The 18156-nt window shown below is 59.2% G+C and carries 18 protein-coding genes; 7 read left to right on the top strand and 11 right to left on the bottom strand.

What is annotated here, in order from left to right:
- Window positions 1-239 precede the first annotated feature (239 nt).
- Window positions 240-1211 carry a zinc-binding alcohol dehydrogenase family protein gene (locus EYW47_RS27035; RefSeq protein ID WP_133198022.1) on the bottom strand — a complete coding sequence of 324 codons (972 nt, stop codon included), beginning with the start codon at window positions 1209-1211 and terminating at the stop codon, window positions 240-242.
- A 204-nt stretch (window positions 1212-1415) separates the two neighbouring features.
- Here EYW47_RS27035 and EYW47_RS27030 point away from each other — a divergent pair, with 204 nt between their 5' ends.
- A complete protein-coding gene (locus EYW47_RS27030) occupies window positions 1416-2048 on the top strand; it encodes a CGNR zinc finger domain-containing protein (RefSeq protein WP_133197912.1) in 633 nt (210 codons plus the stop codon).
- 215 nt (window positions 2049-2263) lie between these two features.
- On the opposite strand, the gene EYW47_RS27025 is transcribed toward EYW47_RS27030, so the two are convergent.
- On the bottom strand, window positions 2264-2704 hold the full coding sequence (locus EYW47_RS27025) for an anthrone oxygenase family protein (protein WP_165976684.1): 441 nt from the start codon (window positions 2702-2704) through the stop codon (window positions 2264-2266).
- 243 nt (window positions 2705-2947) lie between these two features.
- Complete coding sequence (locus EYW47_RS27020) at window positions 2948-3499, bottom strand: DUF5625 family protein (RefSeq protein ID WP_133197910.1); 552 nt, start codon at window positions 3497-3499, stop codon at window positions 2948-2950.
- A 215-nt stretch (window positions 3500-3714) separates the two neighbouring features.
- Here EYW47_RS27020 and EYW47_RS27015 point away from each other — a divergent pair, with 215 nt between their 5' ends.
- From EYW47_RS27015 to EYW47_RS27005, 3 genes are all read left to right on the top strand, one after another.
- A complete protein-coding gene (locus EYW47_RS27015; RefSeq protein WP_133197909.1) occupies window positions 3715-4638 on the top strand; it encodes a recombination-associated protein RdgC in 924 nt (307 codons plus the stop codon).
- A 208-nt stretch (window positions 4639-4846) separates the two neighbouring features.
- Window positions 4847-5095, top strand: coding sequence for a hypothetical protein (locus EYW47_RS27010; RefSeq protein ID WP_133197908.1), 249 nt, complete (start codon window positions 4847-4849; stop codon window positions 5093-5095).
- A gap of 829 nt (window positions 5096-5924) precedes the next feature.
- Window positions 5925-6959 carry a PDDEXK nuclease domain-containing protein gene (locus tag EYW47_RS27005; RefSeq protein WP_133197907.1) on the top strand — a complete coding sequence of 345 codons (1035 nt, stop codon included), beginning with the start codon at window positions 5925-5927 and terminating at the stop codon, window positions 6957-6959.
- A gap of 875 nt (window positions 6960-7834) precedes the next feature.
- Here the strand turns inward: EYW47_RS27005 and EYW47_RS27000 are convergent.
- The gene (locus EYW47_RS27000; protein WP_133197906.1) at window positions 7835-8461 is read right to left on the bottom strand and encodes a tyrosine-type recombinase/integrase; all 627 of its coding nucleotides are present in this window, start codon (window positions 8459-8461) and stop codon (window positions 7835-7837) included.
- Between the two features lie 347 nt (window positions 8462-8808).
- Between EYW47_RS27000 and EYW47_RS26995 the strand changes: the two genes are divergently transcribed.
- Window positions 8809-9420 (top strand): hypothetical protein, encoded by a 612-nt coding sequence (locus tag EYW47_RS26995; protein WP_133197905.1) that lies wholly within the window; start codon window positions 8809-8811, stop codon window positions 9418-9420.
- A gap of 475 nt (window positions 9421-9895) precedes the next feature.
- On the top strand, window positions 9896-11455 hold the full coding sequence (locus tag EYW47_RS26990) for a rhomboid family intramembrane serine protease (protein WP_133197904.1): 1560 nt from the start codon (window positions 9896-9898) through the stop codon (window positions 11453-11455).
- A gap of 253 nt (window positions 11456-11708) precedes the next feature.
- Here the strand turns inward: EYW47_RS26990 and EYW47_RS42705 are convergent, their stop codons facing one another.
- From EYW47_RS42705 to EYW47_RS26965, 5 genes are all read right to left on the bottom strand, one after another.
- Window positions 11709-12107, bottom strand: coding sequence for a helix-turn-helix domain-containing protein (locus tag EYW47_RS42705; protein WP_133197903.1), 399 nt, complete (start codon window positions 12105-12107; stop codon window positions 11709-11711).
- Between the two features lie 257 nt (window positions 12108-12364).
- Complete coding sequence (locus tag EYW47_RS26980; RefSeq protein WP_133197902.1) at window positions 12365-12550, bottom strand: hypothetical protein; 186 nt, start codon at window positions 12548-12550, stop codon at window positions 12365-12367.
- 11 nt (window positions 12551-12561) lie between these two features.
- A complete protein-coding gene (locus EYW47_RS26975) occupies window positions 12562-13161 on the bottom strand; it encodes an NADPH-dependent F420 reductase (protein ID WP_133197901.1) in 600 nt (199 codons plus the stop codon).
- A gap of 76 nt (window positions 13162-13237) precedes the next feature.
- Window positions 13238-14215, bottom strand: a complete 978-nt coding sequence (locus EYW47_RS26970; protein WP_133197900.1) for a zinc-dependent alcohol dehydrogenase family protein — start codon at window positions 14213-14215, stop codon at window positions 13238-13240.
- 154 nt (window positions 14216-14369) lie between these two features.
- Window positions 14370-15455 carry a zinc-binding dehydrogenase gene (locus EYW47_RS26965; RefSeq protein ID WP_205710163.1) on the bottom strand — a complete coding sequence of 362 codons (1086 nt, stop codon included), beginning with the start codon at window positions 15453-15455 and terminating at the stop codon, window positions 14370-14372.
- A 111-nt stretch (window positions 15456-15566) separates the two neighbouring features.
- Here EYW47_RS26965 and EYW47_RS26960 point away from each other — a divergent pair, with 111 nt between their 5' ends.
- Complete coding sequence (locus EYW47_RS26960) at window positions 15567-16151, top strand: TetR/AcrR family transcriptional regulator (protein ID WP_133197899.1); 585 nt, start codon at window positions 15567-15569, stop codon at window positions 16149-16151.
- A 123-nt stretch (window positions 16152-16274) separates the two neighbouring features.
- On the opposite strand, the gene EYW47_RS26955 is transcribed toward EYW47_RS26960, so the two are convergent.
- On the bottom strand, window positions 16275-17126 hold the full coding sequence (locus EYW47_RS26955; RefSeq protein ID WP_133197898.1) for an aldo/keto reductase: 852 nt from the start codon (window positions 17124-17126) through the stop codon (window positions 16275-16277).
- 31 nt (window positions 17127-17157) lie between these two features.
- Window positions 17158-18141: an aldo/keto reductase gene (locus EYW47_RS26950; protein ID WP_133197897.1), complete on the bottom strand. Its 984-nt coding sequence runs from the start codon at window positions 18139-18141 to the stop codon at window positions 17158-17160.
- Window positions 18142-18156: the final 15 nt, after the last annotated feature.

The following is an 18156-nucleotide window of genomic DNA, read 5'->3' as shown; positions in this document are numbered from 1 at the left end:
CTTCGATTCGCTGTGACCGCAAGGGCGGCTTTCAAAGTACAACGGTCACGCCCGCCGTTGTATCGATCGACAGCTACGTGGCGGCCGAAGCGTTCGTCCGCGTCAATTCAAACCGGTAGCGAACCACTGCTTTCTGCTACCACTGCGGGCCGGCCGTAGACCGCTAGCAGTGCGAAATTGGCGCGCGCGATTCTCATGGACGACGATCAATTTCCGGCGCCCCATGAGCACCTGGTCGGTCAAAGGACAACAACCATCTTTCCGCCAGCTTCGTTGGCTTCCATCACGCGATGCGCTTCGCGGATTTCATCGAAACGGAAGACACGGGACGGCTTTGCCTCGAGACGGCCGGCGGCAACGTCTTCGGCGATCTGTTGAAGCGGTACGTCGGAAAGCGGAAAACCGGGCGTGCCAAACACGAAGCTGGCGAAGAACGTCAGGTCAACGCCGCTCGGCATTTGCGCCAGCGGGTTGAAATCGGCTATCGGAGCAAGGCCGCCGAGCCAGCCCGCAAGACACGCCCGACCGCCGCGCCGCAACATGGCAAGCGAGTCAAGAACCGTGCTGTTGCCGACGAGGTCGAGCACCGCATCGATGCGCTTTGCTTCGGCGATGCGCTTCGACAGATCGGGGCCTTCGATCTCGGCGCGCGAGGCGCCGAGACCTTCAAGCATCGTAAAGCGAGCCGGACTGCGTGTTGTCGCGATGACCTTTGCGCCGGTGTTCACAGCGAGCTTGACTGCCGCCTGTCCAAACGACGACGTTGCGCCGCGGATGACCAACGTTTGCCCTTTTTCGATCTTGAGATTGCGGAACAGGCACGTCCACGCGGTTGCATAAGTTTCCGGAATCGCCGCGAGCTCCGCCCACGGCAGGTCGGACTCGATCAGCGCCACGTTCGCCACAGGCGCGCGCGTGTATTGGGCATAGCTGCCGTTGATGGTCCGCCCGAGGCCACCCATCAACGCAGCGACTTTCGCGCCGACAAAAAATTCGCCGCCAGGACACGACTTCACCACGCCCACGCATTCGATGCCGCTGACCTTGGCAGCTTCGGCCCACTCGCCGCGCCGCATATGCAGCTCGGCATGGTTAAGGCCAAACGCCTTGATTTCGATGACCACATGACCTTCCAGTGGCTCGGGTTCCGGCAGCTCCGTATAGACGAGGCTATCGAGGCCGCCGAATTTCTCGAGCACGATTGCACGCATGGCTATTCTCCTGATGTTTGATGGCACTGCTGTTGATGCTGATGTGGCGCTCCAAGTCAGCGAATGCCGATGGTCGTACACCTGCGGTACACCACGTAACCTCTAAAATTACGTTCATAAGGTTACTCATGACGCATGTAACTTGTCAATCGCATTTTTAGTGGTTACGATGTGGGCGTCGTTACTTCACATTTGCCACGAGAGATGGACTACCGTCAGATTCCTGCGATATTCGTGGCCGATGCCCCGGGCCTCGATTTCCTGAACTCAGTTGCAACGCCGGAAGATGAGGAAGTCGACTGGATCGGCGACGGGGAAGGCTTGCTGGCCTGGTTGGAACAGGCAGGGCTGGTGCCTCGCGCCGCGCTTGCGGCGATACGGACGCGGTCCACGCCAGCCCAACTCGATGCCGTTGCGGCGCAGGCGCGCGCGCTGCGGGAATGGTTCAGGGGATTCGTCCACAAACGAAAGGGGCGGCCGTTAGTCGCCAGGGATGTGCGTGAGTTGAAGCCACTGAATCAACTGCTCGAGCGGGACGAACGAAATGGCGAAGTCGTCGCTGATGTCACGAACGGCGTGACGACGTTTGAATTTCGTGAGAATCGACGCTGGCTATCACCGGAATCGTTACTGATGCCCATAGCCGAGGTGTTGGCGAAACTCGTGTGTGAAGAAGATTTCACGCACGTGAAGGCGTGCGAAGGTCCGCGGTGCACGTTGATGTTTGCCGATCACACACGGGGCCACGCGCGCCGGTGGTGCAGCATGGCGATCTGCGGGAACCGCGCGAAGGTGGCGGCTCACAGGAAGCGGCTCAAGGAACGGGCGAACGGCTGACACGACGGCGGCAGCGATAGCATACCGGTGTTGTGTTGATGTGCTTTAAGGGAGCTGATTTGGAGCACATCAAGGCGATTGCGTTCGATCTCTGCTGTCCGCTGTCTAGTGCGGAGCAGCTGCCGGCTGAGTGTCCGGAGGATGGTGCCGACGAACGACCCTTCATGGGCCAGTTTGCGGCGTCCGTTGCCCGCCAGGCATTCGCATGTTCGGTATCAGACTTTCAAAATGGTCGCTAGAAAGAGCAGAGATGCAGCAAGGCTCAGCACGCTGCGAACTGCGTGGAGTCGGCCCCACTTCTCAAGTAACGTCCGCGTTTCAGCCGACGTGAGATCACGCCCTTGCATTAATAGTTGCGCGTTGGTGGGCCTGATGACGATCAATGTGAAGGGCACGACACTGCCTATCAGCAGAGCGCCGATCAGCCAGATTATTCCTGCGCCGAGCGACCACGCCACAATGCCGGCGCTGCAGCTTAGAACGGCGAGTGGCGCCTGCATCATCGTCGCGCGGGCGTAGCTTGGCGCCCAAACCGTCGCAGCCGTCCTGGTGTCGCATTGCATCCGGGCAGGATGCTCGACAAGACTGATGTAGATTGCAGCGCCAGCAAAAACCGCGCAAGTCAGCGTAGCGACGAATTCCGCAGTACCGAGCATACATGCCTCCCGGCAGGGCACGCCCAGTCGACATCGCGATTGTCCCTGCCCAGACATTATGCCTTTTCCCAAGCTGGCGACGTCTGGCCGCATGCACCTGATTGCAGAGGTCGCATGCCGACCCGTTGCCGTCATTCGAATTTGCACAAAGCGGCCGTTCAGTTATCGTACGGTCAGCTTGTGCCTTGGCGAGCGGGTGCGCACGATTCTGTTGAGTCGCACATACGATTTCATAGCCAACTCCTAATTGGAGGGCATACGCGTAAATGGTTGAACGCCAACGGAAATGGCAGATTCAAAATCTTCGAACTCCCGCTTCCCCTGAAGGATCGTGATTTTCATGTGGTAAAGCCCCGGCCGCAAAACCCCAGCATAGATCTTGCGATCATATGCTCCGCTAAGGTTAGCGCCTAGCTCGTGCGCAGCAATACCCTGAACGTTTCTGTCGACATCAATCGACGCGCTTTCTGCGGTGGTCGTCAGTGTCAAATGGACAGACTGTACTATCCCAGGATGTGCATACTCGCCAGTAGCCAATCGACCACCATCCCCCACCAATACCGCGAGGCGCTTTCGCTGTTCCTCGTTTTTGTAGTGAAATATGAGGTAAAAAATATAGAGACGCCCCTCGGTTACTTGGACGTCTGTACTTACCGATGACCCGGACCTACTTGCATCTATTGGAAGAAACACCTCGTATATTTTACTTGTTGCGGCACTGCAAATCGCAATCACAGCGAAAGCCAATACGAACAGAAAACCTACATGCCGACCTGTCGATCTTGTCGCCTTCATCGCTGCTCCCGAAACAATCATTGGATATCATCGTTCGAAACGCTAATCTCGACCCCGCTGTCCTCAGCGCGAAGAGATTGCAGGAGATAGCTTAAACGCCGTTGCGCTGCCGTCGATGGCAGGATTGTCGACGATCTTGGCCCCGATGTCGAAGGTCCGTTCCTGGCCGGGAAGTGTCGCCGTCATCTAGAATGGTGCGCTTTGCCCGTACTCCCATGTGGTTCAAAAATCTTCAGCTTCATCGTCTTCCGGCACCTTGGGCCGTTACCCCCGATCAGATGGAAAAATGGCTGACGCCCCACAGGTTTCAGCCGGGCAACAGCGTCGAGATGCAGAGCTTCGGATGGGCATCGCCGCGCGACGACGGCTCGCTCGTGTATTCGACCAACCGGCAGATGCTTCTCGTGTTTCGTGCCGAAAAGAGGCTGCTTCCGGCGTCGGTCGTCAATCAGGTGACCAAGGCCCGGGCGCTTGAGGTCGAGGAGCAGCAGGGCTTCAAGCTGGGGCGAAAACAGCTGCGTGAACTCAAGGAGCAGGTTACCGATGAACTGCTGCCGCGCGCGTTCACCATTCGGCGCGATACCCGCGTTTGGATCGATACGGCGAATGGCTGGCTTGTCATCGATGCGGCTGCGCAGGCTCTTGCCGACGACGTTCGCGGCCTGCTCGTGAAATCGATCGATCAGTTGCCGCTCGCTGGCGTTCGCGTGGCGCTTTCGCCGGTCGCCGCGATGACGGATTGGCTGATGTCCGGCGAGGCTCCGGGTGGCTTCACCGTGGACCAGGACGCCGAGTTGCGCTCGAGCGGCGAAGGCGGCGCCACGGTGCGATACGTCGGCCACGCGCTCGAAGCGAACGACATGCGCCGGCACATCGAAGCCAGCAAACAATGCATGCGCCTCGCGATGACCTGGGACGACCGGGTCTCCTTCGTACTGACGCCGTCGCTGACGATCAAGCGTGTCACACCGCTCGACGTGATCAAGGAGGCGGCGGATCCCACCGCGCAAAACGACGACGAACGCTTCGAGTCAGATGTCACGCTGATGACGGGTGAATTGGGGCGGATGTTGGCCAATCTAGTCGATATCTTGGGTGGCGATCAGCACGACGCGACGCATCAGGCGGCAGCAGCCTGAACTCCGTCGGCTGTCGAGGATCATCGCCCCGCGCCGGCGCAACAGTTCGAGGAGGACCGTCGCCGCCCAGGCGCTCACTGCCTCACGGGGGAACGCAGGACAAGCCCCCGCGTGTTCAGACGATGCCGACGCGCGCGAGCCTGTTGAAACTTCTCGGCGTCAGTTCGTCGGTGCGGGTGGTCAAACTCCGCCCGATAGAGCCGACCCGATGAGCGCTCTATTCGTGATCAAGCCGTGGCAGGTCCGCGAGCGCTCGGCCCGCATCGGAATCAGCGACCACCATTTCGATGCCTTCGCGTCCGGCCTCGTCGACGACGCGTCGGACCTCTGGACCAGCGACGCGCTGTCCATCCAGCGGAAAGACTGTTACGACGGTGTCGCCCCTGGCCAGCGCCTTTACCACTTCGATGACAGGCGATGCGTGCGGCGCGACCTCAAATTGCTCCCCGCTCACTGACACCTGCCCCCAAAGCACGTGTGTGACCCTTTGCGAATTCCCGTCCATCCGAACCGCCGTTATAGCGTGCACTGCCATCGCTTTTCCTCCCTTGTCGGGGAAATCCTAGCACGAGTGCAACGACCGCCATTTCGGCACCTACCGATACCGCGCGCCGGCGCCGCACCCTTCGCCGACCGTGCGCGGACGAAGTTCCTCATGCTGAACCCGAGCGCAGTCAACACCTGATGAGACGACCCGACCATAATGCCGGCGTGCAGGGCGTGCAGGGCGTGCAGGGCGTGCAGGGCGTGCGCCGTCGCGTTCTCTCACGAAGAGCGCTGGCTGCCGGCGCGCATGCCGGCCGCGTCGGGGTGGCCGCGCACGTGGCACTCCGGGGCAAGCGCCCGGGTTGCGGGTTCGCTGCGTGCCCGTATCCCGTCGGTGCGAGGTTTGCCAGGCCGGCCGGGACGGACTTCTTACAGTCGGGAGGATATGTCAAAAGTAGTCAGACTACGCATATTTGCCTGTTTGGACTACGCTGTGACGGTTGCTGTTGTACGGGGCGGCCTTGTTCGCCCGTCCCGCCGTGATTATCCGGGTTATCAGATATGCGGTTTCTGTATCAGCCGGAAAATTGATCCGTGACCGCCCGCGCTGGCTGCTGAGGCGATTGACGGGGCGACTGTTGATGGCGCAATGCGTTGCGAAGAACGTCGCTGCCGGGGGCGGAGGCAAATTCTCTCCGCACTGCGGAGAGAATCTGGCCTCGCCCGGGCGGGGAGTTCCGGATGGACCAGGTTTGCGGTAACGTGCCCGTTTGTGCCGACCGATACACCGGGCTCCACCCATGACACAGTTGCTCCCCAATTCGCTGTTTGAGGACGTCAGTTCGCTGATCGCCGGCGCACGGGCGCGCGCGGCCGCTGCGGTGAACGCAGAACTGTCCCAGCTGTACTGGAAAATTGGCCGCCGTATCCGGGATGACGTGCTGGGCGGAGAGCGGGCGGGTTATGGACAGCAGGTTATTTCGACGCTGGCCGGCAGGCTGACAGCCGAATACGGGCGCGGCTGGAGTGCCCAACAGTTGCGTCATTGCCTTCGGGCGGCAGAGATTTTTCCTGACGAGGCAATTTTCTCCGCAGCGCGGAGAGAATTGAGTTGGACGCAGTTGAAGACGCTGATGTACATCGACGACTCACTCAAGCGCGACTTCTACATTGAACTCTGCCGGCTTGAACGCTGGTCGTCGCGTCAGCTCCAGGAGCGAATCCACTCGATGCTGTTTGAACGCAGTGCGCTCTCGCGCAAACCTGCGGAAGTGATCCAGCAGGAGCTTTCGCAATTAAGGGATGCGCAGCAGGTGACGCCCGACCTCGTGCTCAAGGACCCCTACCTCCTCGATTTCCTCGGGTTGAACGACCGCTATCTCGAACGGGACCTCGAAGACGCGATCCTTCGGGAAATGGAGCAGTTCCTGCTCGAACTGGGCGCGGGCTTCACCTTCGTGGCCCGGCAGAAGCGCCTGCTGATCGATGATGACGACTTTTATCTGGACCTGCTGTTCTATAACCGGAAGCTGAGACGCCTCGTCGCAATCGAACTGAAGCTCGGCGCGTTCAAGGCCGAGTACAAGAGCCAGATGGAGCTCTATCTGCGCTGGTTGGCCAGGCATGAGCAGGAGCCGGACGAGCAACCGCCTATCGGTATCATCCTGTGCGCCGGAAAGAAGCAGGAGCAGATCGAATTGCTGGAGCTGGGCAAAAGCGGCATCCATGTCGCGGAGTATCTGACCGTGCTGCCTCCGCGTGAGACGCTCGAGGCCAAGCTGCACCAATCCATCGAAGCGGCGCGACTGAGGTTGCGCGATGAGCGGGACAAGTAGTCAATCCAACGAACAGCCATGGGGCGCACATCAACGCACACACCAGCGCAGTGGTGAGATGTCAGCAGCTCTCACCGCCGTCGAATGAGTCTTCACGACCCACAAGAGACATTGGCACAGGCACGAAACTGCCGTTCACCGAATCGTACCAGTCAGCGTGGCACATCGAACATTCCTGATTTGACTGCAAGAACTGTTGGGGTACGATCGATTCTGTTCCCAAAACCAGAACGAATTGCCATCTTATGACGCGACCACTAGCTCTATTAAAACGCGCGTGCGTCGTTGTACTCGTGCTTATCGGCGCATTCCAGGTCGCCTCTTGGCTGGTACATATTGCTTTTCGCAATACAGGAGTCGCAGAGGTGCCGGATGTTCGCGAGGTACGATCGCCAAATGATGAGTATCGCGCGGTCATTCAAACGTGGGCGGGTGGCGGAGGCCTTTCACCATATTGCCGCCAAGCCATTCTCGTCGTGCCCGTTGGGACCAATTTAGTCGATGTGCACGATACGCAATCGTACGAGGTGTACTCAGGAAGCGAATGCGATTCGTTCGCCGACCATAGTCCGTCGCCAGAAATTACATGGGACGGAGATCGCACTCTTAAGGTTCGCATCTCAATTAATCGTACCGCCATGACCGAGCAAACAGTTCGCCTTCGCAAGCGAGATGCTTCTGGAGCTGTGAGCATCAAATTCTCAGCGGATGAGTAACCGAGTCGATGGGGACTTTATTGGCCAGCTAGCGGGAGATTGGGCGGAATTTGAGCCACTCGTTATCAGGTTCTGGCCGAAGGATTGTTGGCGATCTTGACGGCTCTGTCGAATGACTCAAACTGGCCGGCAAGCGACCGCTCGCCGGCCTTCACGTCGTCATACTTCGGTCTGTTCCGCCATCTCGAGGGCATCGTCGACTTCAATGCCGAGGTAGCGAACCGTGCTTTCCAGCTTCGTGTGTCCGAGCAACAGCTGTACCGCCCGCAGGTTCTTCGTCCGCAGGTAGATCAACGAAGCCTTTGTGCGGCGCATCGTGTGCGTGCCGTACGCAGTATCGTCAAGTCCAATGGAGGCGATCCATCGGTGGACCATCCGAGCGTATTGTCGCGTAGAGATGTGCGGTGAAGCGTGGAGTCGACTCGGAAACAGATAGTCAGCGGACTTCAAATCCCGGGTCTTGATCCAGACTTCGATGCTTTGACGAGTTTGCTCCGTGATCTCGAACTGAACGGGTCGTTGTGTTTTCTGCTGCATGACCATTGCCCGAGTTCCGACGTGCGAGCCCTGGCAGATATCTTGCATCGGCAGCCTCGTCAGATCGCATGCCCGAAGTTTGCTATCAATCGCGAGATTGAACATAGCCAGCTCGCGAACGTTCGAAGACATCTGTAGCCTGGTCCGAATAGCCCAGATTTCTGGAAGCTTCAACGGCGGCTTCTGGCCAGTGAGCTTGCCCTTGTTCCACGGCACACGGTTTCCGGCCCGACCATTTTGCCTTTCCATGACGATCTCCTTCCAATTGAAGGGAGATCCAGTGTGTCGTCGGGCAGTGGTCGCTGCCCGACCCGAACCGGTCAATTGGAGCATCGCGACCCCAGCGGCAGCTTCCACTGTCTAGCCGACAACCATCCTTGCCGGGTCGACCGCTGCCTTTCGTCCTTTGCACGGAGAGGCGGTACAAGGGGCAGCTACTGAAGTAGCTGCCGGAGACGTCAATTTGGTGTCTTCAAGTTTCCAGCCACATTGCCGTAATCAATTTGAGGTTCCGCTCCGGGGGGCTCGTTGGGGGCGGGCTCCTCATCACGCCGCACGGCACGCGCATTTCATTCGATTTCGATAGAGTCAATCACATGAAACACGCAAAACTGTTTGCAGTATCAGTCGCCGCAATACTGATCGCAGGTTGTGCGCAGCCGGAAATTCTGCAAGAAAGCAGAGCACCAGGAGAAGTTGCCAAAGTGCGGAGCCTTTTGATTGCTGTCGACGGCTCAGCGTTCTCGAACGCGCAATTCGGTCATTACGGTCGGCTATACATCAACGCAATGGGAGAGACGCTGCGAGACAGTGCGGGAAGCATCCCGGTCTCGCTTGTCACGACGGATGCAATGCAATTGCAGGACGAGATCGCGAAGGCGGTCATCTCGACCAAGCCCAGCCAGATCATGCGGCTGCACACTGTCTCAGTCACTTCGACCCGTGGGCGACCAATTGAAGCCGTCTGGCAAGTCGACATCACCAACGTTTCCGTAAGGACCATCGACGCCGCATCCGATCCGGGAAAATTTCAGACTCAGATCACTTCCAGGGCTGTGTATCGCGTGCAGTTGTCGGGGCCTACCTGCCTGGCAGGCCTGATAACGACGGAGGCCAGGGTCGAATCATGCGGGCGCGAGATGGGAAACACAATCGCAAGCCGCTTGCGTACCGTACACGTAATGACTCCGGAAAGCGTCGTTCGTTGATCCGTGCCGTTACCGTCGGCCAAGGCCGAATAGCGCCGGTAACTCCTGCGTCAGTTTCCAGAGTGCGACCGTCATTGAAATCATGTCTGGCCGCATGCCAATATGTCGCGACTTCCTATCCAGCCTGCTCCGCGCCCGCTCTTAAACACAAGTCAGCATCGCTTCACGTTTGCGCATTTTTAACCACTCAAAAAAACAGGAATGAGGGCTCCGCTTCGGCCGTGCGGCATTTGAGAAAGTCGGTGCACATATTTCGGATTTTGTGTGTTGGCGTACCGAACGACAACACACAGACGGTATCTACTGCGCCATCAGGAATCGTAAGACATAGTTGTCACGCAGCCGAAAGCGCAAAGCAAGGAAAAACCTTGGTCAGCGTATGTTTTGAAATTTCGCGGCATGCCCTCCCAACGGAATCAAGAAAGCAACGACCCGCGCCCTACGAGTTGCGTATGGTGAACATTACGAGCCAATCATGAGCCACATAGAGCCGAACGGGGAATTCGTCGAGGTCCGACCGCAAGAGGCGGCTAGCCATTCTACGGTCCGCCTGATCCAGCCAGTAGCACTGGGTTCTCGCCTGCGAAAGGGCTGGGGCGTCGTACGCGCAAGATCGTTTGAAAGCAAGGGCGAGATTCGCGTAACTGATGACGTTGTTACAATCAATACCGCGGTCGCCCGCTTGCTGCGATCTGCGCTTCGCCATGAATTGACGTTGAGGCGTACAGATATCTACAACGTTAGGGCCGAAGGGCGGATCGTGCAGTTCGACCTTTTGAATGGACCAGGCGAACTGGAACCCGTCATTCTTCGAACTCGCAATCGCTCCGATGCTGCGTTGCTCGTGACGGCATTGCCGGATCAGACTACGCGCACGTATGCCACTGAAGCTCGCGAACGGCAGATTTTCCTCAAAAGCATCGACAGGCGCGCTCCGCATACGTGGGCTACCTGGACGATCATAGCAATTACCTCGTTGGTATTCGCCGTGACGGCAACGCGAAGCGCACAGCTTTTGCACATCAAGCCAGACGTCCTGATTACGGCGGGCAGCAACTTTGGGCCGTATACGCAGGGCGGCCAGTGGTGGCGGCTCCTTACCGCAATGTTCGTTCATCTAGGGTTGTGGCACATCGTTTGGAACATGATTGTGCTCGCCCAATGCGGACGCCTCGCCGAGCGACTCTACGGCAGTGGACGATTTCTCGCGGTCTATGTATTCGCGGGACTGACCGGAAGCCAGGCGAGCCTCCTGTGGCATCCAGGCATTCACAGTGCGGGCGCCTCCGGTGCAATATTCGGCGTACTTGGCGCAATACTTGCATACCTCGTGCGGTATTCGGGCACCGTACCGCGCGTCTTTGTCCTGCAGCACTCCAGGTTCACGGCGGTGTTCATTGTTTACAACCTGATATACGGCTTTACGCATCACGGGATAGACAGCGGTGCCCACCTTGGTGGATTGCTCGGTGGGTTTGTGCTCGGCCTCCTGCTCGCACCACCAACTGAGGCATCACGCGAGTCGCGCTTGCAACGAACGATGGCACTGGGTACCGCGATGATTTTTGCGTGTGGGCTCGCAGTCGGATTGACGTGGGTGCTCGCAGTGCTGGCAACGCGGCCGGACCGTCAGGAATTACTGCAATTCGCCATGGTGACGCGCGAGTCGAACGCGCTCGAACTGCGTTTTTCTTCCGACTTGAAAGCCTTCTCACAAGCGTTGTCGCGCACGCCCCTAACGGCCGATGACCGTGCAGCGCTTGCCGACCGGATTCGCGCTACGCTGCTGCCTGAATGTGGGAAGCTTTATGGTTTGATTGTCGCGGTGCAGGTGCCGTACGATTCTCCCGAGTGGAAACTGCGAACGAATCTCCTTGCCTACTTTGGCGACATCTCAAAGGTTCTGCAGTTGACGGCGAGCGTGGTTGACGAGAATCGTTTGAACGACGCCGCCGCGAAAGCTGCTCTCCAGCCGCTGGTGCAAAGCGTGCGGCGCGATCAGGCCGCATTGCTCAAACTCCGTGGAAATCCGTAAGCACCTTGACCGGTAACTGGCCAAGAATGGCGCCGTTCTTCGGAGCAGGACTCGTGCATCTCTCGCGTGCGGCTCGGCGGTTGACGTGCTGCAGTCACCTGGCCTCGCGAATGTCGCTGTGCGGGGTGAAGCAGACCTTTGAGTGTCCTCACAACGGTCCGCTCGAACGGCGGCTTGTGGCCGAATATGGACATTTTCGAAGAGTTCATTGGCAATCCTCGGTGAGCGTTTTCCTATCGCCCTTCTTGGCAGCTCAATGCACACGGTCCCGCAATCCGAGCTCGCGTATCAGGGCATTGATATGGGAACGCGAATACCGGACTTGAAAGTGACGCTCAATGAGCTCGCCCACTGCCTCATTGGTCCAGCGCGAGCTTGAAAATCCGTGGATCGTTGGAGAGTGCTTAATCGCGGCTACGAGCCAACTCAGGCCTTCGGATGAGAGTCTTCTACGCCTTCCGACATCACCAATGTGCATCAATGCGCTCTTGCCGCCGGACTTGAAGATCGTATGGTATCGCCTTGCTGTGGCCGGGCTAAGCCCAAGCTGCTGCGCGATGGTCTTAACGCTGTGTCCCGCATCTAAAAGTTCAGCGGCGAGTGCTCGCCGATCGGTCCAAGGCGGACCGCTAGTCTTCTCATTGGCGCCCATGGCACTGATTGATGGCAAGAATCCCCGAGGCCAAGAGCATTCGCTATGGAATTATTCCATGCAACCAGGGGCACGCCGAAGTTGCAGACTTGGAACGTTTCGGAACATCGATTCAGTGCTCTCAGTCTGTTAGCTTGCGTTTCTGTTGCTCTGCTCAACCCGCAACCGGCCGAGTACCGAGGACGGTAGCTCGATATGACCACCGTCGGCCGTTACCTGTGCCGGCAGCTTTTTTGCCTCCCTTGACGGTTCCGCCGTTACAACGTTGACATGGCAGCACCGAGAAAACCTGCATTGTCGACCCGCTCGGCACTCTTCAGACCGGAACGGCGACGAGCAGCGCTGCGCTGTTGAACACGCAGGTCGCAACTGAAACGTGGCTTGCGCGTGGCCCCCACCTCTACGTCCCAAATTTCTATCGCCTGTTCGACATTGATTTGCATACCTTGAAATCCTATGCGACGACCCAGTCGAGGCCAGCAATCGGGCCACCGGGTTGCTGCATGCGACCGCCTGCAACCAGGCCGCCAAGATCCACTGCTGCGTAGCCAAACGCCTTGACGAGACCGATCACCACCGCCTTTGCGTCCTTGTCGTCACCGGAGACGAAGATGACGCGCTTTCCCTCATGAAATTTCGGGCCCTTGTCGTAGTGCTCCATGCGGATGGCATTGAACGCCTTGACGACGCGCGCGCCCGGCGCGTGTGCCGCGACGACCTCGCTGGCACCCGTGTCTCCCAGGTCGGCCAGAACCAGCTCAGGCTCATATTGCGTAAAAGGGTTGGTGGTATCCACCAAAATGCGACCTGCCCAATTGGGCAGCCCATCCAGCGCCGACGGGACTTGAAGCCATGGAACGGCGAGCATGACCAGCTCGAGCCGCGCCACCTCCTGGACCGTATCTGCCGACGCGTTCGGACCGAGCCCGGCCACGATATTGCCCAAAGCCTGTGGCCCACGACGTGCGCTCATGACAACCTCATGGCGTGCTTGAACGGCGCTCCTGGCGATGGACTGTGCTACAGCGCCGGCTCCAATAAAACCAATCTTCATTTCAACACCTCAGCGGCAATGTGAGTCAACTAAGCCATGCTCGTGCAGGAGCATGGCGCTCGGGAGAACAGCTCGGTCAATTCGATGAGCGCAGGTCGAGCAGCACCTTGCCACCCTTGATTGCGTGAACGACGGCCTTTTGGTAATCCGCAAGCGGATACACGGCAGCCACAGGCAGGTCAAGCTCGCTGCGCGCCATCAGTTCGGCAGACTCCTTGATTGCGTCCATGATGTACGGCTGGTATTCCGGAAGGTCGATGTATATGCCGCGTACGACGATGCCGCGCAGATGCAGATCCACGACCTTGAGCGGCGTAACCAGCTCGCCGCTTGTGAACGCATAGCTCACCAGCGTACCGTTTTGCGACAGCACGTCGATCAGGCGCACCGCAGCCGAACCGCTCAGGCCATCGATGGCCAGACGGACGTTGCCCGCACCGGCCGCGGTCCTGGCCTTGTCGATGGCGTCCGGCTCATCGACGAGAACGACGTCACCACCAGCTTCTTCCAGTTCCTTGACCAGTTCCCGACGACGTACGAAGTTGATGGTTCGCAGGCCACGCTTCTTCGCCAACGCGATCACCGTGCGGCCGATGCCGGAGTTAGCCGCGTTTTGCACGACCCAGTCGCCTTCCTTTAGGTTAACGAAGCGCCCGAGCAGAAGTACGGCCGTGGGAGGATTGATGCGCAGCATGGCCAGTTGACGCGGATCGACGTTGACAGGCAGCGCAAACAGCCCCTTGGCCGGGATCGTCAGTCGCTCGCGCCAGGTCAGCGCGTAAAGAGGGGGCAACACGCGGTCGCCGACCTTCACGTTGGAGACGTTCGAGCCGACCTGCAGAACGCGCCCGACGCCTTCGTTGCCGACGATCGAGGGCAGTGGAGTCGAGTAGGCGAAACGATTGGTGATGACGGCCAGGTCATTGCCGTTGATGGGGGCATACTCCATCGCGATCAGGACTTCATCCGGGCCGGGGCTGGCCGGCTCCGGAAGGTCAATGAGCTTTAGCGTCTCGACGGGGTCGCCGAAAGCGGTGTTCTGGATAGCACGCATGGCTTACGTCCTTTCAAAAGATGTTGAGCTCGAAAGCGCAGAGGCAATACCTCAGCACTCGGGGCGCTTTTCGAAATCTTGCAAAACCGGGGTGAGCGCTACCAAGGCGCCATTCATGACGAGGAGCGCCTCGCATTGCGCAGAACGCGTAGCGCTAGAACACGAGCAGCACCATGCCGGTCCTTCCCCTGCGGTGTGTATGTTCGAGCGCTCCCAGGTAGTCGCTCGCCTGATATCGCTGCGCTACGGGGAAAAGGCTCGGGTGGTTGCGTGCGAGCTCGAGCGCCTTCGCCACGTCTGCATCGCGCACCGCTGCAGGTTCGAATTGCCAGCTGAACAACGACACACCCTTGATGGTCAGCGCGCGAGGGGCGATGGAACGAATGTCCGTCGTCGCGCCGCCTAGTGAACCGTAGCTAACGATCGTGCCACCGCGAGCGAGGAAGCTCGCTACGTCGGGCAATAGCGCGCCGCCGACGCCATCGAACGCCACGTAGACGGGCTTGTTCGCAAGTGCATCGCGAAGCTCGTCCTTCCAGCCCGGGTTCTCCGTGACGATGACAGAAAGATTGGGGCGAGCTGCTTTGAGCGCTTGCGCGCTCGCCGCGGAGCCGACGAGCAGGATCGGATTGACGCCCGCTTCGACGAGCATATGCGTGAGCCGCTTTCCGACGGCGGAATTGGCAGCCGTCTGAATAACCGTGACATCTTCGCGCTTGTCTTCAGGCAACGCGTTGTGACCAGCCCGCATCGCGAGGCGTGCAGTCAACGTGTTGACCAACATCTGCGCCGCGACCTCATCGCTCACTTCATCGGGCACAGGTATCAGCGACTGAATCGGCGCGGCGATGCTGGCGCTCCAGGCGCCGTTGACGGGAAAGAAGGCCACACGCGTGCCGACCTGAATCCGGTGTGAAGGGTCGATGTCAGCGGCCAGCGCTTCCACCACCCCAACACCTTCGACGCCGGGTACGCGACCTCCCTTCGAGATGAGGGGAGCCGACCCGAAGGCGGGCGAAGCGCTGACGCCCAGCAAATCGCCTGGATGAACCGGTGCGGCGGACACGCGCACAAGCGCCGTTCCGCTCGCAAGAGGAGGGGCATCGGAAAACGCTTCCAGCGTGAGCACCTCAGCGGGCTCGCCATGTTTGGTGTGAACAATTCGCTGCATCGCAGACTCCTTCTGCAAGGATTTGATTATTGGAGCGATCACTCCTTTATGGCAGAATAGGGTCGTCACTACAGCATGTCAATGATTTTTGGAGCCATGACTACAAAAAATGATACGCAACCCCGGCGCAGCCGCGGCAGGCCCTCGACCTTTGATCGTACGGTAGCGCTGAATCAGGCGATGAATCTCTTCTGGGAGCAGGGGTACGAAGGCACCTCCTTCGACCAGTTGATCCAGGCCATGGGGATCAGCCCCTCGAGCTTCTATAACTCGTTCGGCAACAAGGAGCAGCTCTACAAGGAAGCGACTGACGCATACCTGAGCTGGTCCGGAGCCTGGTTCGCTGGCGAACTGTTCGGTACGGCCGACACGCGAGAAGCATTCAAGAAGCTTCTCGATGCCACCGTCGTGGAATTCACGCGAAAGAGCCACCCATCGGGCTGCATGATCTCGCTGGCCGGCACTCACCTGGCCGCCGAACTCGCGTCTATTCGCGAGACGATGGCCGAGCACCGTGCAAACGCTGAAGAGATGATGGCGCAGCGGTTGCGCAAGGGCGTCGAAGACGGTGATTTACCTTCGGACACCGACGTGAGCGCACTGGCTGCCTACTACAGCGCCGTGACCCGCGGCATGGCCGTCCAGGCACGAGACGGAGCTGGCCCGCAAAAGCTGAAGGCGATCGCAGACATCGCCATGCAGGCATGGCCGGTTCAGCGCCGTCGGGAAAAAGCTGCAAGCCCCAAGGGGACTCGCGTAGGCTGACCGGCCGTGGTGCCAGGAGTGCTCAACTGCCGTTCATTCGAGCAACGGCTGCTTTCGATTAAGGAGCGGCTACATCATGAAGGCGAGGGCGCCGCAATCGACAGGTTCGCATCGGGTGAGGTCTCACGCCTCTAGTTTCCTCTCGCTCATCCATTTGACGATTCCCGGATCCTGATGCGAGAAGAAGCTGCTTTCCTTCGTATCGAGTCCGGCAATCAGGGCGAAATCTGACTCATCGAGCTGGAAGTCGAAAACGTCGAGGTTTTCAATCATTCGTTCCTTGCGCACGGACTTCGCCAGCGCCACGATCCCGCGCTGAACGAGCCAGCGCAGAACCACCTGGCCGACGGATTTCCCGTGCTTCCCGGCGATTTGCTGCAGGACGTCGTTATGGAAGAGGTTGTTCTTGCCCTCGGCAAACGGCGCCCACGCCACGCATTGAACGCCGATGCCCTTCATGAAATCGGCGCTTTCGAGCTGTTGATGGAACGGGTTGACTTCTACCTGATTGACGGCTGGCGCAATTTCATTGAACGCCTTGATGTCCATTAAACGATCAGGGTAGAAGTTGCTCACGCCGATTGCACGGACCTTGCCTTGGCGGAGGGCATTTTCCATCGCCCGCCAGGCGCCATGCACATCGTTGTAGGGCTGATGAATCAGGTAGAGGTCGACATAGTCGAGCTGCAGGCGGCGCAGTGAATTGTCGATGGCTTGCTGAGTGCGCTCGTAGCCAGCATCTTGCACCCAGAGCTTGGTGGTCACGAAGAGCTCGTCTCTCGTCACACCGCTCTTTTTGATGCCCTTGCCGACCGCGTCCTCGTTCATGTAAGACGCGGCGGTGTCGATGTGGCGGTAGCCGGCGTCGATCGCGTCGATCACGCAGCGCTCGCATTCGTCGCTGTCGCGTATCTGGAAGACGCCGTAGCCGAGGACAGGCATTTCGATGCCATTGTTGAGGGTCACGTGCTGCATATCTGTTTCCTGTCTGGTGTATTGCCAGGTGTTAGCGGTCAATGCGTTGCTGCATGTGGGCCGGATAGCGCTCTCCGACTATCCGGATATCGCGCAAGGCGGATTCGACAGCCGTCATATCGTCCGCGGACAGCGCCACGGCGGCTGCCCCCACGTTCTCTTTCAACCGGTGAAGCTTCGTGGTGCCAGGTATCGGCACGATCCACGGCTTTTGCGCGAGCAGCCACGCGAGTGCGATCTGCGCGCGCGTTACGCCTTTTGCATCCGCGATCTTTCCGAGCAAGTCCACGAGCGCCGCATTCGCCTTGCGATTCTCTTCGGAAAAGCGGGGCACGACGTTACGAAAATCGTTCGAGGCGAACGCGGTGTATGCGTTGATGGCGCCGGTCAGGAAGCCCTTTCCCAATGGACTGAACGGAACGAAGCCGATGCCGAGCGCTTCGAGTGTTGGGAGAACTGACTGTTCCGGCTCGCGCCACCACAACGAGTATTCGCTTTGCAGCGCAGCGACCGGCTGTACCGCATGCGCACGACGAATCGTCTGCGCGCCGGCCTCCGACAAACCGAAGTGTTTGACCTTGCCTTCGCGGATGAGGTCTTTCACGGTTCCCGCAACTTCTTCGATGGGAACGTTCGGGTCGACGCGATGTTGATAGAACAGATCGATACGATCGGTTTTGAGTCGCTTCAAGGACGCTTCGGCGACCGCCCGGATGCGTTCGGGACGGCTGTCGACGGGCTGCTTCGAATCGCCGTCCTGAAACCCGAACTTCGTCGCGATCACGATTTGATCGCGAAACGGGGCGACCGCCTCGCCCACCAGTTCCTCGTTGACGAACGGACCGTAGCACTCGGCCGTGTCGAAGAACGTGACGCCCGCTTCGAACGCCGACCGGATGAGGGCGATGCCGTCGGCTCTCTGCACTGCGGGGCCGTACCCGAAGCTCAGGCCCATGCAACCCAGGCCGATGGCTGAAACCTCGAGTCCACTGTTACCCAGCTTGCGCTTTTGCATTGCTCTATCTCCGTC

Source organism: Paraburkholderia silviterrae, from assembly GCF_004353915.1.
GTDB lineage: Bacteria > Pseudomonadota > Gammaproteobacteria > Burkholderiales > Burkholderiaceae > Paraburkholderia > Paraburkholderia silviterrae.
This window is presented reverse-complemented; position numbering and strand designations above follow the sequence as displayed.